The sequence below is a fragment of the Pseudomonas sp. RU47 genome (assembly GCF_004011755.1).
Classification (GTDB): Bacteria; Pseudomonadota; Gammaproteobacteria; order Pseudomonadales; family Pseudomonadaceae; genus Aquipseudomonas.
On record NZ_CP022411.1, the window covers coordinates 3092352 to 3117150 of the forward strand.

The 24799-nt window shown below is 56.8% G+C and carries 20 protein-coding genes and 2 pseudogenes; 11 read left to right on the plus strand and 11 right to left on the minus strand.

The genetic code is table 11. The features are described 5' to 3' along the window. Positions 1-8: 8 nt before the first annotated feature. Positions 9-977, minus strand: a complete 969-nt coding sequence (locus CCX46_RS14015; RefSeq protein WP_127927322.1) for an AraC family transcriptional regulator — start codon at positions 975-977, stop codon at positions 9-11. Between the two features lie 103 nt (positions 978-1080). Here CCX46_RS14015 and CCX46_RS14020 point away from each other — a divergent pair, with 103 nt between their 5' ends. The 3 genes and pseudogenes from CCX46_RS14020 to CCX46_RS31145 form a co-directional block, all read left to right on the plus strand. Next, a complete protein-coding gene (locus CCX46_RS14020) occupies positions 1081-2331 on the plus strand; it encodes an MFS transporter (protein ID WP_127927324.1) in 1251 nt (416 codons plus the stop codon). 417 nt (positions 2332-2748) lie between these two features. Beyond that, positions 2749-3828, plus strand: a pseudogene (locus CCX46_RS31140) (HAMP domain-containing protein); the annotation flags it as partial. 327 nt (positions 3829-4155) lie between these two features. Continuing rightward, positions 4156-4692 (plus strand): annotated as a pseudogene (locus CCX46_RS31145) (methyl-accepting chemotaxis protein); the annotation flags it as partial. Between the two features lie 392 nt (positions 4693-5084). On the opposite strand, the gene CCX46_RS14035 reads toward CCX46_RS31145, so the two are convergent. From CCX46_RS14035 to CCX46_RS30860, 3 genes are all read right to left on the minus strand, one after another. Continuing rightward, positions 5085-5738, minus strand: coding sequence for a hypothetical protein (locus CCX46_RS14035; protein WP_127927330.1), 654 nt, complete (start codon positions 5736-5738; stop codon positions 5085-5087). A gap of 136 nt (positions 5739-5874) precedes the next feature. Then, positions 5875-6222 carry a chorismate mutase gene (locus tag CCX46_RS14040; RefSeq protein WP_058426038.1) on the minus strand — a complete coding sequence of 116 codons (348 nt, stop codon included), beginning with the start codon at positions 6220-6222 and terminating at the stop codon, positions 5875-5877. An 88-nt stretch (positions 6223-6310) separates the two neighbouring features. Then, the gene (locus tag CCX46_RS30860) at positions 6311-8173 is read right to left on the minus strand and encodes an NAD(P)-binding domain-containing protein (RefSeq protein WP_223271419.1); all 1863 of its coding nucleotides are present in this window, start codon (positions 8171-8173) and stop codon (positions 6311-6313) included. A gap of 119 nt (positions 8174-8292) precedes the next feature. Here CCX46_RS30860 and CCX46_RS14055 point away from each other — a divergent pair, with 119 nt between their 5' ends. Next, on the plus strand, positions 8293-9153 hold the full coding sequence (locus tag CCX46_RS14055) for a LysR family transcriptional regulator (protein WP_056859940.1): 861 nt from the start codon (positions 8293-8295) through the stop codon (positions 9151-9153). 1 nt (position 9154) lies between these two features. Here CCX46_RS14055 and CCX46_RS14060 read toward each other — a convergent pair whose 3' ends face one another. Next, complete coding sequence (locus CCX46_RS14060) at positions 9155-10612, minus strand: MFS transporter (RefSeq protein WP_056859941.1); 1458 nt, start codon at positions 10610-10612, stop codon at positions 9155-9157. A 222-nt stretch (positions 10613-10834) separates the two neighbouring features. On the opposite strand from CCX46_RS14060, the gene CCX46_RS14065 reads away from it, so the two are divergent. Then, positions 10835-11593: an SDR family oxidoreductase gene (locus tag CCX46_RS14065; RefSeq protein WP_056860326.1), complete on the plus strand. Its 759-nt coding sequence runs from the start codon at positions 10835-10837 to the stop codon at positions 11591-11593. 79 nt (positions 11594-11672) lie between these two features. After that, positions 11673-12179, plus strand: a complete 507-nt coding sequence (locus CCX46_RS14070) for a nuclear transport factor 2 family protein (protein ID WP_078828237.1) — start codon at positions 11673-11675, stop codon at positions 12177-12179. Between the two features lie 60 nt (positions 12180-12239). On the opposite strand, the gene CCX46_RS14075 is transcribed toward CCX46_RS14070, so the two are convergent. Together CCX46_RS14075 and CCX46_RS14080 are read right to left on the minus strand one after the other, a co-directional pair. After that, positions 12240-13634: a heavy metal sensor histidine kinase gene (locus CCX46_RS14075; RefSeq protein ID WP_056859942.1), complete on the minus strand. Its 1395-nt coding sequence runs from the start codon at positions 13632-13634 to the stop codon at positions 12240-12242. Further along, positions 13607-14302: a heavy metal response regulator transcription factor gene (locus CCX46_RS14080; protein WP_056859943.1), complete on the minus strand. Its 696-nt coding sequence runs from the start codon at positions 14300-14302 to the stop codon at positions 13607-13609. Before CCX46_RS14080 ends, CCX46_RS14075 begins: the two co-directional genes overlap by 28 nt. A gap of 215 nt (positions 14303-14517) precedes the next feature. Between CCX46_RS14080 and CCX46_RS14085 the strand changes: the two genes are divergently transcribed. From CCX46_RS14085 to CCX46_RS14100, 4 genes are all read left to right on the plus strand, one after another. Beyond that, positions 14518-15129, plus strand: coding sequence for a hypothetical protein (locus tag CCX46_RS14085; protein WP_056859944.1), 612 nt, complete (start codon positions 14518-14520; stop codon positions 15127-15129). Between the two features lie 71 nt (positions 15130-15200). Further along, positions 15201-15824: a cytochrome b/b6 domain-containing protein gene (locus CCX46_RS14090; protein WP_056859945.1), complete on the plus strand. Its 624-nt coding sequence runs from the start codon at positions 15201-15203 to the stop codon at positions 15822-15824. Then, on the plus strand, positions 15817-16587 hold the full coding sequence (locus CCX46_RS14095; RefSeq protein ID WP_056859946.1) for a molybdopterin-dependent oxidoreductase: 771 nt from the start codon (positions 15817-15819) through the stop codon (positions 16585-16587). The genes CCX46_RS14090 and CCX46_RS14095 overlap by 8 nt, the downstream gene beginning before the upstream one ends. Positions 16588-17538: 951 nt before the next feature. Further along, a complete protein-coding gene (locus CCX46_RS14100; protein WP_056860328.1) occupies positions 17539-17931 on the plus strand; it encodes a RidA family protein in 393 nt (130 codons plus the stop codon). A 154-nt stretch (positions 17932-18085) separates the two neighbouring features. Here CCX46_RS14100 and CCX46_RS14105 read toward each other — a convergent pair whose 3' ends face one another. The 4 genes from CCX46_RS14105 to CCX46_RS14120 all read right to left on the minus strand — a co-directional run bounded on the left by CCX46_RS14105 (position 18086) and on the right by CCX46_RS14120 (position 23153). Next, a complete protein-coding gene (locus CCX46_RS14105; RefSeq protein ID WP_127927332.1) occupies positions 18086-19027 on the minus strand; it encodes an AraC family transcriptional regulator in 942 nt (313 codons plus the stop codon). A gap of 26 nt (positions 19028-19053) precedes the next feature. Next, positions 19054-19887, minus strand: a complete 834-nt coding sequence (locus tag CCX46_RS14110; protein WP_058426034.1) for an oxidoreductase — start codon at positions 19885-19887, stop codon at positions 19054-19056. 987 nt (positions 19888-20874) lie between these two features. Further along, a complete protein-coding gene (locus tag CCX46_RS14115; protein WP_127927334.1) occupies positions 20875-22047 on the minus strand; it encodes an MFS transporter in 1173 nt (390 codons plus the stop codon). Between the two features lie 179 nt (positions 22048-22226). Then, positions 22227-23153 (minus strand): alpha/beta hydrolase, encoded by a 927-nt coding sequence (locus tag CCX46_RS14120; RefSeq protein WP_027620514.1) that lies wholly within the window; start codon positions 23151-23153, stop codon positions 22227-22229. 121 nt (positions 23154-23274) lie between these two features. On the opposite strand from CCX46_RS14120, the gene CCX46_RS14125 reads away from it, so the two are divergent. Further along, positions 23275-24213 (plus strand): LysR family transcriptional regulator, encoded by a 939-nt coding sequence (locus CCX46_RS14125; protein ID WP_027620513.1) that lies wholly within the window; start codon positions 23275-23277, stop codon positions 24211-24213. Positions 24214-24799 lie beyond the last annotated feature (586 nt).

Sequence of the window (24799 nt, forward strand, 5' to 3'; positions counted from 1 at the left end):
ATCATCCACTACCTGCGTTCGGCTTGCCTAACCTTGCGACTCAAACCCGGTGTCTTGCCCGTGATGCGCTTGAATGCACGACTGAAAGCGGCCTGGGATGTATAGCCCAAACGCTGCGCTACCTCTTCAATCGGTAGCCTTTCGAGGGTCAGCCACTGGCTTGCAAGCCGCATTCGCAGTTCGGTGACATAGCGCAGCGGGGCCATGCCAATCGTCGCCTGGAAGCGGTCCGCGAAGGCCGAGCGTGAGGAATTGCAGTGCTCTGCCAACTGCGCAACAGTCCAGTCGCGGCCCGGTTGTTGATGGAGCGCAAGCAGTGCACCGGCCAAGCGGGGATCGCGCAAGGCGGCGACCAGGCCAGAAGCATTGCCGCAGGCGCACTCGACCCAGCCGCGAACGACCATGGCCGCCACCACGTCGGCCAAACGCGCGAGGATGCCAGCGAAGCCGACGCGTGCGGCGCTTACCTCGCGTTCCATGGTGGTCAGGATCGGCACCAGCCCGGGGTAACGCTGGCCGCCGGCATCAATCAGCATCAGTCCCGGCATCAGCCGGCCAAGGCCATGGATACTGCCCAGCTCAAACTCCATACAACCACTGAACAGAATAGTGCTCGGAGTGGCGCCGGCATCGGTTCCGGTATCCACCGCGCTGACGGTGTCACCCAAGGGCGCGCCGTCTAGACGGTCGATGTCTTGAACAGGCGCGTCCGGATGGGAAAACAGTTGATGGGCCGCGCCATGGGAAATAAACACGGCGTTGCCGGCAGACAGCGCGTACGTAGTTCCGTCCTCCATCCGCAACACCGCATTGCCGACGGCCATGAAGTGGAACCAGGCGTGCCCAGTTTTTTCCGCGAAGCCCAAACCAAAGGCAGGGCCCGCCTGGATGCGCCGGTATTCAACGCCACGCAGACGCATGCCGCGCAACAGTTCGTTGATGAGGTCCGAGGAAAGAGCAAACTGATCTGCAGGCATAGTTCAGGTGTTTTGGTCAAAAAGTAGAGATTATGGATCATAGATCATCCAAGTTTCGGCGCCTAGACTCCGGGCTCGCCATGAATATCGGGAGATCCGTGCAATGACTGACTGTGTATGTAACACCGTAGCCGACCGCCATTGCGGCGTCGGCGCGGACGTAGAGCCTGCAACCCCCGCGTGGATGGCCGTATTTTCGTTGGCAATGGGTGTGTTCGGGTTACTGACCGCTGAGTACCTTCCGGCCAGTTTGTTGACGCTGATGGCTACCGACCTGGGAGTGTCTGAAGCGCTGGCTGGCCAGGCGGTAACGGTAACCGCCGTGGTGGCGTTGTTCGCTGGCTTGTTGGTGCCAGGCCTGACCCGCGGCATCGACCGACGCTGGGTGTTGTTGGGTTTTTCGACGTTGATGGTCGCCTCCAATCTGTTGGTCGCCGTTTCCTCCAGCTTCGCGGTGCTGTTAGTGATGCGCATCTTGCTGGGCATTGCCCTTGGCGGGTTCTGGAGCATGGCGGCGGCGGTAGCGATGCGCTTGGTGCCGAGTGCCTTGTTGCCCCGGGCGCTGTCGATCATTTTCAGCGGCATCGCCATCGGCACGGTAGTGGCAGTGCCGCTGGGCAGCTATCTGGGTGGGCTGTATGGCTGGCGCAGCGCGTTCTTCGCCGCGGCGGCGGTAGGCATGGTGACCTTGGCTTTCCAGGCGTTCACTCTGCCGCGTCTTGCGCCGCGCCGGCCGGCACGCCTGCGCACTGTGCTCGAGGTGTTGCGGCGCCCAGGCATCGCCATGGGGATGTTCGGTTGTGTGCTGGTGCACAGCGGCCATTTCGCGATGTTTACGTATGTTCGGCCATTCCTTGAAGGGACTACCGGCATCGGCGCGCAAGGGTTGTCACTGATGCTGCTGGGGTTCGGTGTGGCGAACTTCGTCGGCACGCTATTGGCCGGCAGGCTGCTGGAGCACCACCCGCTGGCCACTCTGGTGCTGATGCCCGCGCTGGTCGGCGTTGCAGCACTGGCGTTGGTGCTGTTGCCGGCCTCGGTACTGGGGCAAGCGGTACTGCTGGCAGTCTGGGGCATGGCCTTTGGTGGTGTGCCGGTGGCGTGGTCGAACTGGGTCGCCAGCGCGGTACCTGATCAGGCGGAAAGCGCCGGAGGCATGGTAGTGGCCTCTGTGCAGTCAGCCATCGCCACGGGCGCCGCCGCTGGCGGTGCAATGTTCAGCCTCGGTGGCAGCGCAGGCGTATTCGTAGCGGCAGCCGTGCTGATGCTGCTGGCGGCGTTGCTGATTGCCCTGCGTGTCCGCGTCCCTTCTGCCCATGGCGTTCACCAGGCCAAGTCCGTGCTGCACCTTTGATCCGGCTTGCCAAACCGCCTCGATCCGTCCGTAACCAGGGACGCAGCCGTGTTATCGAGCTGCAAGTGGGGCGAACCGATCCTGTTCCGTTACTGAACTCCCACGCCGCTAATGGGCCAGTTGGATCGGGTCCAACTGGCGCAGAAGCCGGATCCCGAAATCTGGCAGGGTTGGGTCAGTGAAGCGGCGGCCAGGAAAATCGATGCGACGTTTTGGAAGATTTTCCAAGGCAGGGAAGCCTTTCTTTAATCGCAGATAGATTGCGCTGAGTTTGCCGATGTTCGCCGTTCTAAAGTGCGCACCGTCGCGGTCGATAACTCAGAGTACGCATGGGCTCTATCTCCTCATAACAACACATGCGACGTTCACTGCTAGCGTTTCCCCTTGCCAAAACTATAAATATCCGCAGGTGAAGTCATGAATATCAAGCAGAAGCTGACCTGGGCGTTCGCAGCTATCGCGTGCGTCCCGGTCATCTTGGTCGCCGTTTTGGTAGTGCTGAATTTGCGAGAGGGGGCTCAGGCCAATTTTCTCGACAGCAGCGGTCGTGAGATCCGCCAGATCGACAATGGCATGAAGCAGTTTTTCGACGGCATAAGCCAAAACGTCGACTATATAGCCAAGGACCCGCGCGTTGTCGCGGCCAAAGAACTCAAGAGCTACGCGGGTGCCGAAGCCGCGCAAATTCCACTTACTCAGGCCAACAAAGAGCTGCTGGCGATATTTGAGCAGTTCGCCAAAAGTCATCCGAGTACTGCTTACCTGTCCCTGGGTCTGAGCGACGGCGGATACGCCAGTTGGCCGGACGACACCAAGCTGAACAACTACGATCCGCGCGTCCGTCCCTGGTATAAGGCGGCCATCGCCACGCCAGGCGCCACTGTGCGCACGGGTGCCTACTATTGGGCGCCGGACGATGTGACGCTGATCGGCACCGTGCGTACTGTCGCCGACGCCGCCGGGAATATCCTGGGAGTGGTTGGCCTTGATGTATCGCTTAAACAGCTCACTGAACTGGTGCGCAACATCAAGCTGGGCGATAGCGGCTACCTGATGCTGGTGGAAGACAACGGTAACGTGCTGGTAGACGCCAGCGACGCGAAGCACAACTTCAAACCTCTGGCCGACCTGGGTCCCAACTACGCCGAACTAGCCAAGGGAGGCGACGGCGTGACCCAAATCCAGATTGATGGCGTGGCCTACATGGCCAACGTGGTCAGTTCCAAAGACCTGGGCTGGCGCTTTATCGGCCTGATCAAGCGTGATGAAGTGATGGCCGACGTCAGCCGGCTGACCTGGTTGATCGCCGCCATTGCAGCGGCATTGGCGTTGGTGTTCGCGATAGTAGGCGCCAGCTTTGCCAGCGTCATCGTGCGTCCGATTCGCGGCGTGGCCGACGGCCTGCAAGAAATCGCCGAAGGAGAAGGCGACCTGACGCGCCAACTCCAGGTGCAGGGCAAGGACGAAACCGCCAGCCTGGCGGGCTGGTTCAACCAGTTCCTGAGCATGATTGCACAATTGGTGCAACGCATAGGCAGCGCCTCATCTGACCTGCAGACCGCGGCCGCCGAGACTAGCGAAGTGGCCAACAACATGAACCAGGCTGCAGGTCGCCAGCGTGAGGCCGTGGAGTTGGTGAGCACCGCGTTCAACGAAATGGTCGCTACTGCCAACGAAGTTGCACGTTCGTGCAGTGCTGCCGCGTCGAGTGCCGACGAAGGCTACCGCGACGTACATGACGGCCAGCAGCACATCGGCGAAGCCACCGGCAGCGTGCTCAAGCTCAGCGAAGACCTGCAAAAGTCGACCCAGACCATGCAGTTGCTGGAGCAGGACAGCCAGAACATCAACACCATTCTCGATACCATCCGCTCGATTGCCGAGCAGACCAACTTGCTAGCGCTTAATGCGGCGATTGAAGCGGCGCGCGCAGGTGACCAAGGCCGAGGTTTCGCCGTAGTCGCCGACGAAGTCCGCGCCCTGGCTCGCAGGACAGCCGACTCCACCGGCGAGATCGACAGCTTGCTGGGCAATCTCGCCCGCCGCACCCAAGAGGTCACGCAGCAGATGCAAGGCAGCCTGCAAGTGTCCCACGCCAGTGTGGAACGCATTCAGCAGGCGCGTGACAGCTTCGACAAGATCCTTGGCTCGGTGGACTCGATCCGCGACCAGAATACCCAGATCGCCACAGCCGCTGAGGAGCAGCACCAGGTGGCCGAAGAGATCAATCGCCACATCGCGCAGATCCATGCCGATGCCCAACTGGTCGAAGGCTTTGCTCAGTCGTCACAGGCAGGCTCGGGTCGATTGATAGACATTTCCGGTCAGCTGAAAGGCCTGGTGGGTCGTTTCAAATATTAGTATCCCGACCCGAATGAAAACGGTGAGCGTTCACCGTTTTCATTCGGCCGACATACGCAGTTTTATTGCTTCCACTGTTCCGTTGAAACCTCAGGCCGGTCTATCGAATAGCGGAGAGTCCTAGCTCTAGAGACTATCCGGATCCCCAAAAAACATTTTGACTAGGCTCTAGGAAGGCGTTTTCAGGTCGATAATGCTGTTATTTGCCCCCCCTTTTGCCCCCAATCGCATTGAGTGTGCGAGTGATCTTGAATGGTGACCTGCGACTGACTCCAGTATGGCAGTACCTGGTATTCGGTGCACGCAAGCTAAAGCGGCGCTCCCGAGCAACGCAATCAGCGTGAGCGAGGATCTTTATTTGATCCGAAACACACTGGTTTTATGCTTGCCTCTCATTCAGCCCTGATTGTTTCGTGAAATATTTCTGCATAAAGCCGAGCGACGGTCGGTGTGAGGTTGTGTACTGAAGGAATCAGAAAATTTGAGTTGGGGGCGAGTCGTTTTGCGTAGATGACTTCGTAAACCCTGCGAACGATTCCTGGCTCTGTTTCCTCTTGGTCGAAGCCAGGCATTATTCCTACGGCTTTGTAACCCGCATGCTCCAGTGCTTGTTGCATATACGGAGCGCTGGTTGTCGCCATACCATAGATCAAGCCCGCTCCCATGAACCTTCCCATTTTTTCTCCGAGGTCTTGGGCAGCTACGGCCAGTTTGGTTTGTCTATGATGTTTGGCTACCGCGCCCACTCGCCCGAAGATTACATCAGCGCCGTCAATTTTTTCCCACGTTGCTATCGCGACGATTTCATGATTTCGGCGGACCACTATAGCGAACATCGCCCGCTCCAGATCGTCTTCGAGCACCACGTTGTCTTCATAAAATTGCTGGTTCAGAAAAGGGCTCCCTAACCCCACCGTAATGGAGGGAAACCACGTCTGGAAAAAAATTATCGCTACATCGATCTCCTCGCGTTTCAGGTAATCCCATGTGTAGCCAGAGGGTAAAACAGTGAAACTGCGAATCTGATCGATCATTGGCCATTTCATGCGGTTCTGCTCGTCTTGATAGTCTAATTGCCTTTCAGGAATCGGTCGGAGAAAGGGGCTTATTCAGTCGCTTCTCTATCGAGTTGTCTGCGATCTATCAGCAATTCCCGGGCGTCTAGTGAGGGGAGGCGGCGGGTTAGACGGCGGTGTTTTCAGGTTTGAGGACAGCGCCCTCGCAGAGTCCTGGGTTATGCCTGGCCGCAAATTGTCTGTGGCGGTCGACCACTTCACCGATGACAAACTGCATCAGCTTCTGGACGAAGGCCGTATCGAGGTTGGCCTCCTGGGCGAGGGCTGTCAGACGTTCGTATTGATGCTGCTCTCTCTTCTTGTCCACCGCTGGCAATTGATGTCGGGCTTTAAGCAAGCCGACCTCATCAGTACAGCGGAACCGTTCAGCAAGCATGTGGATGAGCGCGGCGTCGATATTGTCGATGGTTTGTCTGAATGCCGAGAGTTGACGCGTGATGTCGGAATTGTCCATGGATAACCTCGTGGCAGTTGTTCTAAGGGGCTTGTCTGTACCCTTCCTTGGTCCTTCCATGATTGGACGGAGAACCTGAGCAGGCGCTTTACGCGGGATCGGGCATGTTCAACGATTCCTCCAGCCACTGCATGACTACCTTGAAAGCCGAGTCTGAATTGCGTTCATAGATCAATCCGTGGCCGTTGCCGTGAATACCCAGTGCCGGTAGATCCAGGTGGTGAATGTTGGCACCGGCATTTCGCAGGAAAGGGACAATGCTGGATGCGTAAGAAGCAAACGCTGATGTCTCACCTGTCATCAGCGCTACCGGAACGCCCTGCAATCCGGGAATTTTCAGGGTTGATGGTTCTGCTGTGCGGACTTGCTCCGCCGTCTCGCGAGGCGGATCAAAGGTCAAAGGGGCGGCGGTCAGTCCCCATTCGAGGCTGCCTATACCCGGCGTATGGCCAAATACCGGCCCCATAGGCTCCACTGCCACAATCCCTGCGATCAGGTCGGGTCGACGATCGGCGACCAACCAGCCACTGGGCCCGGAAGCGGAATGCGTAACGATGATGGCCTTACCGATTCTGTCGAGCAGTTCGGCCAGTCGGTCCGCGTCCAGGGTCTGCGAGGCCGCAAGGTCAGCCGGCATGGGGCCGTAAGCTGCAATGAAGGCGTCAAACGCTGCTTCGTCATCCGACTCAAACGGCCACTGCGTTTCTCCACCTCCCTCTGGAAAGTAAACTTCGCGGGCGCGTTCATAGGAGAACGCTGGCCCCATCGGTCCCATGATGTCGGGGTGATACGGCGATCGCCCGTGGCCGGGTCTGTCGACGCGAAAGACTACGAAGCCCGCTTCGAGGAACCGCTGCGCCCATCCCGGGCGACCATCGGGTGTATCCAGCCATTCGGTGCCCTGCAGCGTGCCGCCGTGCACCAGCACCACGGGATAGGCTTGAGTGATGTGCTCAGGGGATTCCCAGGCTACGTACATCGGACCCTTCTGGAAATTTTTACCGTTCTGGGTAACACGGGCGCCGGTCACCCAGAAGTTGCCACGCCGCGTACGTTTTATCGGTGCGCTTCGCCAGGGTTGCTGGGCATGATCGGCTGATTGGGTAAGTGTCTGCGTAGCGAAGACCGACCAGTCCTTGTGCCCGTCTCCCCGGGCAACTGCCGACGTCATTTTCGATCGCACTGCATCCGCAGCAGGCAGTTCCAGGTCCTTGAGACGGCCCGCATCAATAGCCAGATTTATATCCTTGAGGCCAAGAGACAGTTTGAAACCCGGTTCAAAGCTGTTGTTGGCGATGTTCTGCCCATACCGTTGATAACTGGGGCAGGCGAACAGGGTCTGGGTCATGAGGTTGACGAAAATCGAAGGGGTCAGTCCGTGGCGTTGAACGAGTCCGCTTGCTTCGCCCAGCGACTGGATGGCTTGAGTGATCATCATGTTGCCGGCGATTTTCGCGATACACGCGTGTTCAGGCTGATCGCCCAGATACCAGGTTTTTTTCCCGAGCAGGTCAAACAGCGGTTGAACCGTCGAGACAGCTAGCTGCGATCCGGCCGCCAGGATGTTCAACTCGCCGCTCGCGGCCACGGCGGGCACGCCGAAAACCGGTGCCGCGACCAATGCCATGCCGATTGCATCATGCATGCCCTGCAACTCGACCATGAGTGAAGGCGACAAAGTCGACATCACGACATGCACGCAGGCCTTGTCTGCATTTTCCAGAGCAGCGCTGGACAGCAGCACTTCCCTGACGGCGGCATCATCGGCCAGCAGGCTGATGACGACCTCTTGCTGAAAGGCCGAGGACGGGGATTCGAGAACGCTTACTCCTTCGAGATCCATAATCGCAGCGTGACTACGGTTCCATGCCGATACGTGATGGCCGGCCCGGATGAGCAACGGAATGATCGCTCTGGTCATGCTTCCCACACCGATAAAGCCAATCTTCATTTGCAGTCCCTCGGTTGGTGTTTCGACGAAGGTGTATGCAGAGAAGTATGTCGAGCCTGGGATTGCTACGGCACTGCCATTACTGCACTCTCACTGTTCATTTTTGTACGGGGTAGAGTATGGACTGGAGTGATGTGCGGATCTTTCTCGCGATTGCCCGCAGTGGGTCATTGGGCGCTGCTGCCAAGCTGTTGGGTGTTAGCCATCCGACCGTGGGGCGGCGCTTGCAGGTGCTTGAGCAGTCCAGTGGCCAGCCCATTTTCCTGCGTACCACCCAAGGTTTGGTACTGACCGACAGCGGAGAGAAGCTGCTCAGCCTAGCGCAGGAAATGGAGCAGAGTGCGTTGGCCATCGAAAGGCGCCTGGCGGGCGACAGCGCCCAGCCAGAAGGTGTGTTGCGCATTTCTTGCGCTGACTGGTTTGCCTGTTATGTGCTGGCCCCCGTCCTCAGTGAACTGGGGCGACGTTACCCTCTGATTGTGCCTGAGGTTATCGCCGGGCATCGATTGTTTGACCTGGCTCGTCGCGACGCCGATATCGCGTTTCGAATCGTCCCTTTCACCGAACCCGATATTGTTCACCGCAAGCTGATCTCCCTGAGCTATGGGTTATACACGGCCGTCGGATCTGCTGATCCCGAGCCACAGGGCGAGGGGGTTGGTTTGATTACCATGAGTGTTGCCCAGTCTCATTATCCCGATGTGCAGTGGCTGCAGCAGCGTTACCCTCTGGCGCGTACCTTGTTCACCAGTAGCAGCCGCACAGTCCAGGCGCAAATGTGCACGCAGGGGCAGGGCGTTGCCGTATTGCCCCGCGCCTTGGGTGACCAATTAACGGCGCTGCGGTTGATTGATCCGCACGAGCCGCCACCGGGTCGCGACATATGGATGGGCTACCACCAGGACATGCGCCAGATGGACAGCCTTCGTGCTCTTGCCGATCTTGCTTCCATCATGATCGGCAATCAGGCATGCGGTTGACTCACTCTGCTGGGTGCATGGCCGCCGTTTGCGGATCAGTAGCAGGTTGGCGCGTCAGGGTAAGGCTCAATCCCGCGCCTACCGCCAGGCATGCTGCGATGCAGAGTATGGAGACGGTGAAAGCGTGGGTGATGGCAGCCGCGTCCGTATCCGTGCCTAGAAGGGTGTAGAAAATGCCGCCTATTATTGCCACGCTCAGTGACGTGCTGATTTGCAGGGTGGAGCTGGTAATGCCTGCAATCATGCCGGAGTATGCGGGTGCCACACGTCCTGTGATCATGCGCATCAATGTCGGAAGGGCTAATCCTTGTCCGAAACCGATCAGAAACAGAATGACGGCAAGGGGCAGCGCAGCGGGGCTGGCGGACATCGGCGTGTGCGCCACGAGCCAGGCCAAGAGCACAAATCCCAACACTTCAAGCCCCATTCCGACGGGATTGACGTATGCCCCCAGAAAACGCCTGAACTGAGGGGTGGAAAGCGGTCCCAGCAAAAATCCCGCGCCGAAAGGAAGGAAGACGAGGCCTGCATTGAGTGGGCTCGTGTGCAGCGCTCCCTGTAGATAAATGGAAAGCAGCAGGAAAAACACGCCGATCGCGTAAAAGGTGAGGGCGACGAGCAGTGCCCGGGCAAGACCGGGCGCGCGCAGTGCGGCAGGATTCAGCAACGGAGCACCTTGCGCTTGATGCAGGCGGGCTTCGTAGCGCCAGAACAGCCAGGCCAGCAGCGGCACCGCTGCAAGCGACAGCCAGGCCCACAAAGGCCAACCCGATTCACGCCCCTCGATCAGAGGAATGATCAGAGCCGCAAGCGTCACCATCGACAATAGCGTTCCGCCCAGATCCAGCTTGCTTGTCTGTGGTGCGTGGGTTTCCTTGACCACTGGAATGGCGACAAGGATGACCAGTAACGCAATCGGTAAATTCACCAGAAATATCGCCCGCCAGCCCAGGTTCATCAGGTTGAGCGATATCAATATTCCGCCAAGTGCCTGGCCGACTACCGAAGCCAGACCAAAGACCGCGCCATACAGGCTCAGTGCCAAGGGCTTTTCGGAGTCGGGGAATATCGCCTGCACTGATGCGAGTGCCTGAGGTGCCATGATGGCTGCCGTCACGCCTTGCAGCGAACGTCCGGCGATCAACACCCAGGGTGACTCGGCTACACCGCAGATCAGTGAGGCAACGGCAAAGCCAACCAGACCAACGAAGAACATTCTCATGCGGCCATAGATGTCACCCAGCCGTCCACCGGTAATCAGTGTCACGGCATAAAGCGCCGCATACGAGGAGATGATCAACTGTTCGGCGGAGGAGGCTGTGCCTAGCGATTGCTGAATTGAAGGCAGCGCTACGTTGACGATGAAAAAATCCAGCGGCGGTAAAAATGCACCGACCAACAAGATGGTGAACATCAACCAACGCCGCGGTTCCGGGGGGGCGACTTTTGTCTTAGGCATAAGGTCTCCTTCCTGGAACCCTTCGGTTCCAGAATATTCTCGATTGCAGGTCATGCTCTGAATCAGCTGACTCCAATCTAAACGATCAAACCTTCCCTTACGCCTCACATAAATGAACGGCCAATGTTCATTTATGGCAGTGCCGCTCAGCCCCTGACTCCTCTCAAAATGGCCGCACTGTGGTTCCAGTCGAGCCACACAATCGAGACTGAGGAGTCAGATATGTCAGGCAAATTCGCTAATCAGGTTGCAGTCGTCACCGGGGCATCCACAGGGATCGGGTTTGCAATTGCGCAAGGTTTGATTGCCGAGGGAGCCAAGCGTGTTTACATCACGGGTCGTTCTGCAGCCACGCTGGAGGCGGCGGTGGCGAAGCTAGGCGACAGAGTCGTAGCGGTCATTTCCGATGTCGCCAGCCAGGCTGATCTCGATAAACTCAAAGCTACAATTGAGGCGCGCGACGATCAGCTGGACTCAGTGTTTGCCAACGCGGGTATTTGCGAAAAGAACCCGCTGGGCGAGACCACCGAGGCGGCTTATTTCAACATGTTCGACATTAACGTGAAGGGGGTTTTTTTTACCGTTCAAACGTTGATGCCATTGTTGAAAAACGGTGCGTCGATCGTGTTGACGGCCTCTATCTGTTCCAGCAATGGGATGGAAGGACTGAGCCTCTACAACGCATCCAAGGCCGCAGTACGGTCCTTCGCCAGGACTTGGGCCAACGAACTCAAAGGTCGCAAGATTCGAGCGAATGTCCTGAGCCCTGGCTTCACCCGCACGCCTCTGATGGATAACGGCTTGAAGATGAGCGAGAGCGACATTGCCGCGCTGCGCCAACACGTCGAGCAGATCACTCCGCTGGGGTATATGGCCCAACCTGAAGAAATCGCCTCGTCGGCGCTGTTCCTTGCATCTGCCGATGCGAAATATGTCAACGGTGTGGAGCTGATGGTCGACGGCGGCCTGTCGCAGATCTGAACACGTGCTCAACCGTAGCGCAGCCCTCGCGGAGGGCTGCCTTCGTCGCTTATGCGAAGCCTCAGCAGGAAACCCCATCATGAACATGGAACAACTGACCGCCCGACTGGACGCCCTGGAAAGTCGCGCCGCCATCGAGTCGCTGATAAACGCCTACGCCAATGCCTTCGACCGCATCGACGCCTCGCTCCTGAGCGGTATCTGGCACGAAGAATCAACACTGGATCTACCGGGTTTTGGCCAAGCCGGAAACCGTGACGAAATCCTCGCGATGGCGCAAAACAGCTGGCGCCAGATGCCACATATGCATCACTGGATGGCCAACCCGCTGATCGATATTAAGGGTGACAGCGCGGTGGGTACGGTGGCTGCGGATTGCCTGTTTCACGACATTGAAAAAGGCCCGGTGCAAGTCAGCGGGCTGTACCACGACAGGTTTGAACGTCGGGACGGAAGATGGGCGTTCTTGTCACGTCGTTTTGAACTGCACTTTCTTACACCTTTGAAGGACTGGGTACCCGTTGCTGGCGAAGAAAAGTATGCGCCGGTCGAGCACCAGAGCCTGGGCAAGCCCTCAGACAGTTGACCTGCGCGCATGAGTTTCAGTTGGGGGCAGCGAACGACAAGCACTGTCCGCCGACGTCGTTCAAGCTCCAGGGAATGACAGCGAAAAACAGATAACCCCGGGCTTTGGCTGTTCGACACGCACGTGACCTTCATGCAGTTGCATGATTGCCACGACGATGGCGAGGCCAAGGCCGTAGGAGTCAGAGTTCTGGTGGCGAGACGCATCGCCGCGGTAAAAGCGGTCGAAGAGTTTGCCCACGGTTTCATCACTCAGCACAGGCCCTTGGTTCTTCACTTCAATGCGGGCTCCGCCGGGGGTTTCCATCACCCGGATCTGAATCTCGGTGCCCTCGTAGGCATAGCGAACGGCGTTTGCCACCAGGTTGCTCAAGGCTCTGCGCAGCAGCAAAGGGTCAGCGAGCACGTTTCCATCGCCTGTTATCTGTACGGTCATTCGCCGCTCTTCAGCCAAGCCTTCAAAATAGTCGGCAATGCGCTGCGATTCGTCATGCAGCGATAGTTGCTGGCGCTCCACCAGTGCGTGCGCTTCATCGGCGCGCGCAAGGAACAGAATGCTTTCGACGATGCGCGAGATCCGTTCGAGCTCTTCAAGGTTCGAAGCGATCAGTGCCTGATAGTCATCCTCGCTGCGGCGCTGGCGAAGGGCGACCTGGCAATGCCCCATCAGCGACCCCACCGGCGTGCGGATTTCATGGGCAAGGTCAGCGGAAAATTGCGTCAATCGTTGATAACCCCGGGCAAGACGATCGAGCATCGCGTTATAGGCGTCACTCAGCTGTTGCAGTTCAACCGGCGTATCGGAGCTGTCCATACGGCTGTGCAGACGCTCGGGTGTTATCGCTGCCGCATGCGCGGCCATCTTGCGTAACGGACGCAGCCCTCGACGCAGTACCAGGTAACCCAGCAACGCGGTGGCCAGAAACGCAAGGGCAACGGCCAGGTAGATACGTTCGCGATACGCCGCGAGCATAGCCATTTCCTTGCCCATGAGGTGCGCGGCGGTCAGGCGCACTTCACGTCCCCCCGACGTCGTGACGACGGAGGCGGCGCGCAGCATTGTTCCCGAGTCGGTCACGCCGCTACGCAGGTCACTGACGCTCAGCTTTGTATCCTGGCCGATCACGGGCAGTTCAGGCAACGTGACGTTCAGTGGATTTACCTGGATTACCGGTTGCTGTCCGGGCTCTTCAATGATGAAGATGTCGTCTTCGCTGTCGAGCATGTTCTTGAAAATCTGCGGGCTGTCGCGCAGCTTTTCGATGGCGAGCTCGTAGTGCAGCAGCTTGCGAAAATGTTCCAGGCGGCCCATGACCGCATGATCGCTGTACACCAATACCGAGGCTTTCATCGTCTGATACAGATAAACGCCTGCACCGGCCACGGCCAGCATCGCTACCATGGAAAACGCCACGGTCGATCGCAGGGTCAGAGAGGGTTGGCGTCGGGACCGCATGGCCTCACCTCGCAGACATAGCCGATACCGCGAATGGTATGGATCAGCTTGATAGGGTAGGGCTGATCGACCTTGCTGCGCAGGCGCTTGACCGCTACGTCCACCACGTTGGTATCGCTGTCAAAATTCATGTCCCAGACTTCCGAAGCGATCTGTGTCCTGGACAGCACATCGCCTGCCCGGCGCAGAAATAGATGCAGCAGGGCGAACTCCTTGTTGGTCAGCACGATCACCTGCTGCTGGCGTGTAACGCGGCGCCGGACCAGATCCAGCTCGAGGTCGGCGAGGTGGAAATGGTCGGCTTCGCGCACGACACCACGACGCAAGATGGTGCGGATGCGTAACAGCAGTTCAGTAAACGAAAAAGGTTTGACCAAGTAGTCATCGGCGCCCAGTTCCAGGCCGCGAATGCGGTCCTGCAACTGGTCGCGCGCGGTCAGGAACAGCACGGGGACGTCTTGTCTGGCGCGCAAAAGCTCGATGATCTGAAACCCGTCAATCCCGGGCAACATCACGTCCAGCACGATCAGATCGTAGGTCGTATGCAAGGCCATGTGCAGGCCGTCGGCGCCGTGCTGGGTCCAGTCGACGTTGTAACCGGACTCGCCGAGCCCCTTTTTGAGGTACTCACCTGTTTTGGTGTCATCTTCGATTAGCAGGATATGCATCGTGAGGCGCGCTCGGGTCTCTTCATGACAGGATTCAGCCCGCGACATCGGTATCTCGGCTGTGCAGTGTAACGGGATGAGCGGGCGCAGTCGGTTACATTTCTGTCATTCATGGGCAGGGCTGACGAATGACAAAAATGTCATTCGGCGGTCATCGTGACGTCCCGGTCTGCGGTCGAGGATGGCGGCACATCACCCCATGAGGAATCGTCACCATGCAACTAAAAAACGCCTTGTCTACCACATTCGGTTTGTTGATGCTCAGTGCTGCCGTCATTGCTACCGCGGCTGACATGCCGGTGATCAAACCGCTGCGTGGCACGGTGGAAAGCGTCAGCAACAATACGCTGACATTCACTGTCCGCTCCGGCGCCCAGCAGACTATCGGACTGACTGACAAGACCGGTATCAACCGGGTATCGAAGGCCAATATCGAATCGATCAAATCCGACAGCTTCATTGGCTCGGCGGCCATCCCGCAGGCCAACGGAACATTGAAGGCGCTGGAGGTGACGGTTTTTGACGCCAGCCTGAAGGGCAGCGGCGAAGGTCATTATGGCTGGCAGAACGCGGATGGCAGCACAGGCACCATGACCAACGGTACAGTGGGGAAACTGTCCAAAGCTGACGGCCGCACATTGACCGTCAACTACAAGGGTGGCGAGAAACAAATCGTCGTACCGGACGATGTGCCAATTGCCTACGTCGAGCCAGGCAAAGCCGATGAACTGGTCAAAGGTACGAAAATTGTCGTGTTCCCCGCCGCAGATGGAACCACCGCGCGCGGCATTGCAGTTGGCAAGGATGGCTTCCAGCCACCGATGTAATCACCTGAAAAGGCAGGGGCGCTGCCGCTTGGCAACGCTCCGCTACATGGCTGGTTTCGAGGGGGAAACACGTGAGACAGAAAAAGCTTCATCCCTGGCCGGTTCGCCTCACCCACTGGCTCAACGCCGCCTGCATGGTCTGCATGTTCATGAGCGGTTGGGCCATTTACAACGCCTCGCCACTGTTCGGCTTCAGGTTTCCAGTGTCGGTAACCGTGGGCGGGTGGTTGGGTGGGGCGCTGGCCTGGCACTTTGCATTCATGTGGCTGCTGCTGATCAACGGCGCAATCTATGTGCTGTATGGCGTCGTCAGTCGCCATTTCAAACGTGAGTTGCTGCCCATTGGGCTTGTCGCATTGAAGCGTGATTTTACGGACGCTTTGCGCTTCCGGCTCGTGCATGAAAAGGGTGTCTATAACGCTGTGCAGCGCCTGATGTACTGGATGGTGCTGGCAGCAGGCGCACTCGTCGTCATTTCGGGTGTGGCGATCTGGAAACCCATTCAACTTCAAGAGCTGGTCGCGCTACTGGGCGGCTATGACGTCGCTCGCTACGTACATTTTGCGGCGATGGCGGTAATTGCTGCATTCGTCGTGATTCATCTTGGGTTGGTAATGCTGGTACCCAAAACCCTGCTGCCAATGATTTCAGGTGGGGTGCGGTCGCTTGATATCAGGAGAAATGGCCATGACTGAATCCAGAAAAGGAACTGTTCAGCGCGTCAGGCTTGAACCTGCGCAACAGCTTGAGTTGGAGAATATCCAGCGCCGGCATTTCCTTCGTGCCGGCTTGACCGTGGGTGCGATGTCGATGCTGACCGGCTGCAACCTGCAGGACGGCGATCAGGTTGACAAGGTCCTTTGGGCCATGTCGCGCTGGAACGATAGGGTCCAGGCATGGCTGTTCAGCGGACAGAAACTGGCGCCGACCTTCACCCGCGCGCAGATCACTACGCCATTTCCGTTCAACGCATTCTATGGCCAGGACGATATCCCTGAAGTGGACCTCGCCAGTTACTCGCTCGCCGTCTCCGGCCGGGTCAGGGACAAGGCTCCATGGACACTCGAAAGCTTGCGCAAACTGCCGCAACGTAGCGATATCACCCGTTTGATCTGTGTTGAAGGTTGGAGCGCCATAGGACAATGGGGAGGTGTACCGCTCAAAACCTTTCTGGAACACATCGGTGCCGATACCACAGCGAAATTCGTCGGTTTCAAATGTGCTGATCGCTATTACTCCAGTCTGGACATGCCGACGGCCTTGCACCCACAGACACTGCTGGCGCTGGATTACGCTGATGTCGCGTTGCCGCCCGAGTACGGCTATCCGCTGCGGGTTCGAGTACCCACCAAATTGGGCTTCAAAAACCCCAAGCATGTTGTCGAGATTTTCGTGAGCAACGACAACCCGGGCGGGTATTGGGAAGACCAGGGATACAACTGGTTCAGCGGGATCTGATGGCGCAAAAACTGAACAGCCACGCCAGGAATGCTGGCGAGACTCATGACACCAGACCTGATATGAGGCGTCCCCATGACCTATATATCTGCGGTACCGCCAGCTTCATCAGTGTTACCGACTTCAGAAAACAAGAAGCGGGCAACGACCCATAGTGCAGATTTCCAATCCCAATTGCAGGCTCAGTCCAGATCACCTGTGCAGGAGCCGGATACAACCCGCGCTCATCTGTTATCGGAATCGACCACAAACCTGTCATGCCGGCCGGAGATGCGAGCGCTGCTTCAATTGTTGCCATGGCGTAGGAACGCCGACGGTTCTTTCAGCAGACCGGGCCGATCAGTGCCAGGTACGCGAGCCAGTGGCTTGGATATTGCGGACTTCAACTTCCCTGATCGAAACATTCTGGATAGCAGTGAGATTATCAAACACACCTGCGGAAATGAGGAGGGTAGACGGCCCTACTCAAAGTCCTTTGATGAGCGAATCGTGTGTACTTTCAATGGCGAGGAAAGCGAATTCTCTTCTGATGTGATCTGCAAAGAGGGATTGAATGCGTTCGCTACCGCAGTGGCTCTTTCCCCGATAACCCTCACCTGGTTACCGATTGAGATTGTTAGAGCACCGCTACGGTCGCCTGGCGTACGGATTTTTCGCCGTCGCAAGTCCTCTTCAGTCGAGAGCCACCTTCTCGACAAGTCAATTTCAGAGTAAGGGCGTTAAACGGGCGGATCTCGATAGCTCTTTCGCCGCGGGGCTAGTATTTCTATCGAGAAAGCAGCTACGCCAATGCGCGTCTTTATTTATTAGTGGTCTGTCGTTCGCTTACTGGCCGGGGTTTCTAGAGTGGCGAATGCGGTTTTATGAGGCTGAGTCCCAGTGACCCGATTGGACGCCGTTCTGGCACGTGAGTTAGCTTTCGTATCCGTTTATATTTTGGGCTCCACAACCATGACTGATCGTCAGATCATTGTTCCAGATGGCATGAGATTGCTCTGCGAGCATGCTGGTTATGCACCAGCTGTAAAGGTAGGAAAGACTCTTTACTGCGCTGGTCAGGTAGGCCGGACGCCGGAATTATCAGTTATCGAAGACCCAGAGCAGCAGTTTTTGGCAGCTTGGGACAATCTCCGGCTCGTCTTGGAAGCCGGCGGGTGCGAATTTGAAGATGTCGTCGAAATGACAACTTATCACGTCGATATGCACCGCCACATGCCAATTTTTAGACGCGTGAAGGATAAAGTCTTTCCTCGGAGTACTTGTGCATGGACATGCATAGGTGTCGGTGAACTGGCTCGCCCCGGCCTTCTCGTGGAGATCAAATGCATCGCCGTAGAGCGATAGCTTTTCTGATAGGCCCCTGAATATACAAATCCTGGATGGGTGTTTATCTATGCGGCAGCAGATGTGACACTTCACTCGCCCGTTGTGTCGGCAGGCACGCCATCCGCACGTTCCCACGCCTACTGGCGACGGGCAAGACAGGATTGTTTGAAACTCAGTGTGATGACACGAAGGGCGACGGGGTTGTCGGTGCCGGCAACGTATAAGCCTGCTTCATCCGCGCCACCTCCGCTATTGGCGTGCGTCCGAAGAGGCGCTTGAAATCGCGGCTAAATTGCGAAGCACTTTCATAACCCACCAGAAATGCCGACTTGGCCGCTGTCAGGTCGTTACGCAGCATCAGTAATCGCGCTTGATGCAACCGCGTCGACTTGAGGTACTGCATAGGCGAGGAATCGGTCACCTTGCGAAAATGCAGATGAAAGTTAGGCACGCTCATCTGCGCTTCCTGGGCGAGGATTTCTACATCCAGATGCTCGTGGTAACAGCGGTGGATTTTGTGAATGGCGCGCGTCACCTTGCCGAACTGACCCTGCTGGGCGATAGCCGCGCGTAGGGTACCGCCTTGTTCGCCAGTGAGAATGCGGTAGTAGAGTTCGCGCAACATCGCTGGTCCGAGGATTTGCGTGTCGGTGCAGTCGCCCATGACTTCCAGAAAACGCAGGGTCGACTGGCGCAGCGGTTCGTCCATGGGCGAGGCGTACATACCCATAGGCTGAGCCACGCGGATGTTCCATACCTCATCTACCTGCTGAATCAGCTCGCCGGCCAGATTGAAATCCAGACGTATGTACACCGCCAGCATTGGCTCCGCCTCGCTAGCGTCGGTCTCCATTGTAAAAGGCACTGGCACTGACACCACCAGATAATGCTGGGCGTCATAGATGTAAATTTCATCACCCAGATAGCCGCGTTTCTGCCCCTGACAGAGGATGACGATGCCCGGCTCATATAGAACCGGGGTGCGCTTCAGCGGCCGGTTGGAACGCAGAAAACGCACATCATCCAGCGGACTCAGGTTGTAACCCTCCAGCGGTGCAAGCTGGCCCATCAACTGCACCATACGCGCAGTGCTCGGGTCCTTGGATTTCGGCATCGATTGTACGTTCTCCACTTTTATGCTCAGCCGTCCGTGGAACAGCTCAGCGCTTCCCATTGCTCAATACTCTCCGCCGTCCGCTGCAGCTTGTCACGCACCAGAGCCAGGGCGTCGCTGCCCAGCAGCAGTTGAGCCGGCGGATTAGGGCTGGTGATAATAGTCATCATGGCGCGTGCGGCTTTCTGCGGGTCGCCCAGTTGAAGGCCGCTTTTTTCCTCACGGGCTTTTCGCACCGGGTCGAAAGTCGCATCGTAGTCACTGATGCTGCGCGGCGTACGCTGCATCGAACGACCTGCCCAGTCCGTTCGGAAAGACCCCGGCGCCACGGCCGTTACAAAAATATTGAAGGGCGCAAGCTCTTTGTTCAACGTATCAGAGATGCCCTCCAGGGCAAATTTGCTGCCGCAGTAGTAAGCAATACCTGGCATGGTGATATAGCCACCCATGGACGTGATATTGAGGATACGTCCCGCCCGCCGCTGGCGAAAAAAGGGCACAAACGCCTTGGTCATCGCCACCGCGCCGAATACATTGACGTCGAACTGACGGCGCATTTCCTCCAGCGACGACTCCTCGAAAACCCCTTCGTGGCCATAACCCGCGTTGTTAACCAGCACGTCCACCGGGCCATACTGACCCTCAATAGCGGCGACGACGGCGTCGATGGCATTAAAGTGGGTAACGTCCAGCACCACGCCATGGGCTCTCTCAGGCAAGAGCGCCTGGAACGTTGCCAGAGAGGATTCGCTGCGAACAGTGCCGATCACTCGATGGCCCTGAGCGAGAGCTTCCTTAGCCAGGGCCTGGCCAAAGCCGCTACTAACGCCCGTGATAAAAATGGTTTTTTCTGCACGCATGGGGCGCACTCCTGAATATATAAGGTCAGGCTATGCTAGGGCGGAGAGTGGCTGGGAACTATGCCTGATTCGATTTTAGTATTGCCTGATTCTATCGGAGTGCTCGGTGAGCAACCTGAAATCTGCTGGCAAAAAACGAGGCCAAAGGAAGAAAAACGACGGGCTTATTTACCTGCTCTAATGTCTGCTTCGTGTCGCAAGTCGTTTTTCGGTAACGCTGATGTGCATGCGGTCTGGCCGAAGGTGTCGCACCTGCGCTCCAAGGTTTTCGCATTGGCAGTAAAGGCTGCGCGCGCAGTTAATCGCCGAACAGATCGAACATCAGGTGCCTGAACCATTTATTGACGGGGCGCGGTTGTATTTGCTGGGCCAGAATAAATTGATGGCGATTTCGGTGAGGCAACGGGACTGGCGGGCTTGCAAATGAATGGATCTCCATGCCCATGAAAAGCCAGAAATGCTCAGCTAAACAGCCTGCCAGACGAAGCCTAAAGGCTCTCAGGGGCGCCGAAAAACATTTTGACTTGGCTCTAGGACGGTGCTTCTAGGCTTAGAAAAACCAACTATGCCCCCAGTTTTGCCCCCATTCGCATGCGATCCACGAACAATTGCGAGTGCGCGCCCTGGCGGTGATGCAATGGGGGACTTGATGGCTTTCAGTGTGTCTCTCCACTATGAGGATGAGTAGCGGCTAATCGCTTTCGTTGAGCTTGCAAGGTGTCTAGATAAGCCGGGGCGATTCAGAAGGATTGCAAAGCTAAACACGGTTCCACTACCGTTGAGTCCTGGCTCACCAAGTGACTAAGGTTTGAGTACAAAAAGGGCCCCATGGAGCCCCATGGAGCCCTTTTCATTTGTGCGTTACCGGAGTGTTAGTTCCAGCAGTCATCCCGCTGATCCCGTGACGCTTGGGTATCGAACTGGAATGTCCCGCGCTAGCCGGCGTTCCTTTAAGGCGCAGGGTAATGTTAAGCAACGGTCTACAACTCAGCTACCATGCTGTTCGTGGCTACGTTCAATTTTCCATCGGACACACAGCGCCAAAGAAATGAAGCATGCGCCAACCCAACCTATGGCGTTAACGCCTACGCGATCTATCACCAATCCAGTAATGACTGCACCAATGCCGATGCCTAGATTTATCATTGATACGTTTATGGCGTTGATCAACTGACCAGCGTTCCCAGCCCTTTTCAGCACGTCTATTCCGATAAGCAGGCTGACACCAGCGTGGCTACTGGCGACGATGATGACGGCGAGTGGTACTGCCCATGTGAGATTGCCAAACATTGACAGGGTGCACATGCCCATGGCCATGGTCACCAAGACCCGTCTGAACATGGGCTCAAGATTGTCCTTCACACGTTTGGATAGGATCAAATTGCTCACAATGTCTGCGACGCCGTAGAGACATAGGATCAGTGTGACGTTCATCTCACCGAAGCCGGTCTCCTTTTCCAGGAAGGTAGACAAGAAGTTGAATACCGAGGCAACGCCAGCAAACATTAAGCATGAACTGACCAAGGTCATTGATACGTCAGGCTTGAAGGCTACACGCAGGGCGTCGCGCAGGTTTTCTTTCTGCCGCGATTCTTCAGTAGGCCTCACCCAAATCCACACGGTTAGCAAAGCCACACAGCTCAGCGCCGTCATCATCCACATCGCCATCCGCCAATTGGTAGCGTCTGCGATGAGCTTGCCGACCGGGACGCCTACGACCGATGCGATCGAGATTCCTACCAAGACTCTACCAATCGCCATGCTTTCATTGCGGCCTTGCGACAGTGACTTCGCGGCCAGAGCGGCATTTGTCCAGAAAACAGCAACACCGATTCCTCCTAGTACGCGACCAATGAGGATGATGTAGTAGTCGCTAAAGACTGCGGAAATCCCGTTCCCGAGAACAAGTGCCACGCACGCGGCGATGAGAAGGGATCGTTTCGAGGCCCGGTGTGTTAGAACACCAATGATTGGCGCGCTGATGCCCATGCCTAAAGCAAAAGCTGTCACCAGCCCACTCGCCGCGCCAATAGTGATGGCCAGCGATGTTGCAATTTCAGGTAGTAAACCTGCGACGATAAATTCAGAGGAGAGCATTACAAATGCAGTGAAGGTCAGCGCATAGACCCTTGGGTTGATCGTGCTGCGGTCTGTTGTCATCGGAAAAACCATCTTCTGAGTTCAGTGGACACGGCCTGCCAAGAAGGGGCGTTTGGTGAAATTTTCTCGGGTTGGGCAGGGCGCTTACTCAGGCTCTCTGAGTAGCCTGATGAAGCTTTTATAGAAGCAGGATGAGCAAAACCGCGACAGCCACAAAGCTATCGCGGTTGTTCTGCGTTTTAGCGGTTGGCGTCGGCCAAGCCAGCCTCGATGAAGCGAACGGAACTTTCCATAGCCTGCTGACCTTCTGGCAGCATGGTGGCGTAGAAGTGCCAGGCGTGGAACATCGCAGGCCATACTTCCAGGTTCACGCGAACCCGGTTATCAGCCAGGTGAGTTGCAAGGCGCATTGCATCACTCAACATCAGCTCGTTCTCGCCGATCTGCACCAAGATTGGTGGAAGACCGGTGACGTCCGCGAACACAGGTGAGGCCAGAGGATGATTGGCCAATGTGTCGCCTAGGAATGCTCTGGCGAGGATGTCCAAGACAGGCTTGGAGTTCAGAGGATCCAGACCTTCACGGTTGCTCATGGAAGCACCGGTGTGTTCAAGGTTCGCCCATGGTGAGATGGAGGAGCCAACCGCAGGCAATGGAAGCCCTTTCGATTTAGCCGCGACCATGACGCTGACGACCATTGCGCCGCCAGCCGACTCGCCAGAGAACGCAATTTTGTTAGCCGGGATTTTCTGCTCAAGCAACCATTCGTAAGCGCGTAACGTGTCGTCGATAGATGCTGGAAACTTGTGCTCAGGAGCGAGGCGGTAGTCCGGCATGTACACACGAGCACCGAGCATTTTCGCGTAGTTGCCGCCGATACCGTGGTAGCCGTCTGGACGTCCTACAATGTAGGCGCCGCCGTGGATGTACATCACGACCGCGTCGGTTTTGATCTCGTCCGGAGTAACCAGTGTGCCGGGTACGCCACCCATGTCGACTGCTTCGAATTTAACGCCAGCTGGCGCTGGATTTTGCGCGAGCATTTTTGCGTAAGAGTCGCGGATGTCGCTCATTTTTGTGGTGGTATCGATTCCCTTAAGAACGGGTACCAGATCGCTAAGGCTATTGGCCCAGGTTTGGACGGCTGCTTGGACTTTAGTGTTCATAATGACCTCAATTGATCGTTGGGAGTGGATTAGCTAATTGAGATACTATGCTTAGTATTGGGGAATGGGGTTCCCCATAACAGGTGCTAAGCCGCCCGAACGTTGAGACCACCGAGGCCGTATGGAACTCCATAACCTGAATGACATTGCCGCGTTTGTGAGCTCGGTAAACGCTGGAAGCTTCACTGCGGCGGCAAAACAGCTTGGCCTTACGCGCTCTGCAGTGGGGAAGTCGATAGTCAGGCTTGAGGCTCGTTTACAGGTACGTTTACTGAATCGCACTACGCGAAGTTTAAGCATGACGGATGACGGCCAGGTTCTGTATGAGCGCTGTGTGGGCGTTCTTCAGGATCTGGACGACGTGGAGGATGCCCTTGCGTTTCGTCGTTCGACACCCAGTGGGCGACTGCGGATGAGTCTGCCGGTTGCGCTGGGCAGACTTCATGTCCTTCAGCACATTGAGTGCTGTCTTAAAGATTGGCCCTCCCTGAGCGTGGATATCACCTTTTCTGACAGGCTGGTCGATCTGATCGATGAGGGATTTGATTTGGCCATGCGCATCGGGCCACCGAAGGAAGATTCTCGGTTGTTAACGCGCACTGTGGCCTACCAACAAATGATTACCTGCGCTTCCCCCAAATATTTGGCTGAGCATGCCGAGCCTAAAACGCCGGAGGATTTATCCGAGCACCAGTGCCTGCATTTCGTGAGCGGTGGGAGATTGCTTCCTTGGAATTTTCGCGTGAATGGTAGCTCTGTGTCCGTTACTCATGGTGGAAGGCTACAGATGGACAGTGCTGAGTCATTACACCAGTCAGCAGTAGCTGGCTTGGGTATCGCGACTCTTCCTTCCTACGTGGTGAACGACGATTTGAGGAGCGGCAAGCTTGTTCAATTGCTCGCTGGCTATGCAGAGGCCGCAGAGCCTATTCGGGTGATCTACCCTAGCAAGCGGCACCTCTCTCCGAAAATTCGACTCTTCATCGATAAGCTCGTGGAGGCTTGGTCACCATGCCCACCATGGGAGCAGCATTCTGCGGAAGGCATTCACTCTGCCTGACCCGTGGGCGAAGCCCGCGCGGCTAGTCGATGCCTATCATATGCATCGCGTATTCATCTCACTTGAGCATCGACTCCCAGGCGTGGGCACTGCGCCCGTGTTCCGTGCATCTGCCGAAGGAGCCAGTGCCTCAGAGGCTTAGTGTGCCGGTGTTTTTCACATCCTCAATATGATTGGCGCAGATGCTCATGACTGCGTTTCGTAGGAGCTACTGGCGCTCCTTGCGGGGAAGTGACCGTGCAGACAGCTTGACAGCGGTCAAATATCCGAATAAAAATGAAGCGCTTCATAAATATATCTTTCGAGAATAAATACAAAAAAATAGAGTCGTGAAAAGATCATGGATTTTGTTGGCTTATGGCCGCAGGTTATGAGAATGAAACGATTCATATTTGCCGTTTTCCTAGGCAAGTCTGGAGATCATAATGATCACTGCATCATTAGCCTTCGCTCGGTCAACGACGCAGGCTGCCCTCGCCACTCTCTTATCTAAAGTCACAGACCGCTCCGGCACGGGGGCACTGGCTTCGCTACGCAAATCTCCTAAAACCACCCGCCTACATGAGTCCGAAATTTTCGGTCAGCC

Bases quoted from the DNA above. Each gene is read 5' to 3' on its own strand.
- CCX46_RS14060 (WP_056859941.1), bottom strand. From the start codon at position 10,612: ATGCCTAAGACAAAAGTCGCCCCCCCGGAACCGCGGCGTTGGTTGATG.
- CCX46_RS14105 (WP_127927332.1), bottom strand. From the start codon at position 19,027: ATGCCGAAATCCAAGGACCCGAGCACTGCGCGTATGGTGCAGTTGATG.
- CCX46_RS14115 (WP_127927334.1), bottom strand. From the start codon at position 22,047: ATGACAACAGACCGCAGCACGATCAACCCAAGGGTCTATGCGCTGACC.
- CCX46_RS14075 (WP_056859942.1), bottom strand. From the start codon at position 13,634: ATGCGGTCCCGACGCCAACCCTCTCTGACCCTGCGATCGACCGTGGCG.
- CCX46_RS14035 (WP_127927330.1), bottom strand. From the start codon at position 5,738: ATGAAATGGCCAATGATCGATCAGATTCGCAGTTTCACTGTTTTACCC.
- CCX46_RS14040 (WP_058426038.1), bottom strand. From the start codon at position 6,222: ATGGACAATTCCGACATCACGCGTCAACTCTCGGCATTCAGACAAACC.
- CCX46_RS14055 (WP_056859940.1), top strand. From the start codon at position 8,293: ATGGACTGGAGTGATGTGCGGATCTTTCTCGCGATTGCCCGCAGTGGG.
- CCX46_RS14095 (WP_056859946.1), top strand. From the start codon at position 15,817: ATGACTGAATCCAGAAAAGGAACTGTTCAGCGCGTCAGGCTTGAACCT.
- CCX46_RS14125 (WP_027620513.1), top strand. From the start codon at position 23,275: ATGGAACTCCATAACCTGAATGACATTGCCGCGTTTGTGAGCTCGGTA.
- CCX46_RS14015 (WP_127927322.1), bottom strand. From the start codon at position 977: ATGCCTGCAGATCAGTTTGCTCTTTCCTCGGACCTCATCAACGAACTG.
- CCX46_RS14080 (WP_056859943.1), bottom strand. From the start codon at position 14,302: ATGCATATCCTGCTAATCGAAGATGACACCAAAACAGGTGAGTACCTC.
- CCX46_RS14065 (WP_056860326.1), top strand. From the start codon at position 10,835: ATGTCAGGCAAATTCGCTAATCAGGTTGCAGTCGTCACCGGGGCATCC.
- CCX46_RS30860 (WP_223271419.1), bottom strand. From the start codon at position 8,173: ATGAAGATTGGCTTTATCGGTGTGGGAAGCATGACCAGAGCGATCATT.
- CCX46_RS14070 (WP_078828237.1), top strand. From the start codon at position 11,673: ATGAACATGGAACAACTGACCGCCCGACTGGACGCCCTGGAAAGTCGC.
- CCX46_RS14100 (WP_056860328.1), top strand. From the start codon at position 17,539: ATGACTGATCGTCAGATCATTGTTCCAGATGGCATGAGATTGCTCTGC.
- CCX46_RS14020 (WP_127927324.1), top strand. From the start codon at position 1,081: ATGACTGACTGTGTATGTAACACCGTAGCCGACCGCCATTGCGGCGTC.
- CCX46_RS14110 (WP_058426034.1), bottom strand. From the start codon at position 19,887: ATGCGTGCAGAAAAAACCATTTTTATCACGGGCGTTAGTAGCGGCTTT.
- CCX46_RS14120 (WP_027620514.1), bottom strand. From the start codon at position 23,153: ATGAACACTAAAGTCCAAGCAGCCGTCCAAACCTGGGCCAATAGCCTT.
- CCX46_RS14085 (WP_056859944.1), top strand. From the start codon at position 14,518: ATGCAACTAAAAAACGCCTTGTCTACCACATTCGGTTTGTTGATGCTC.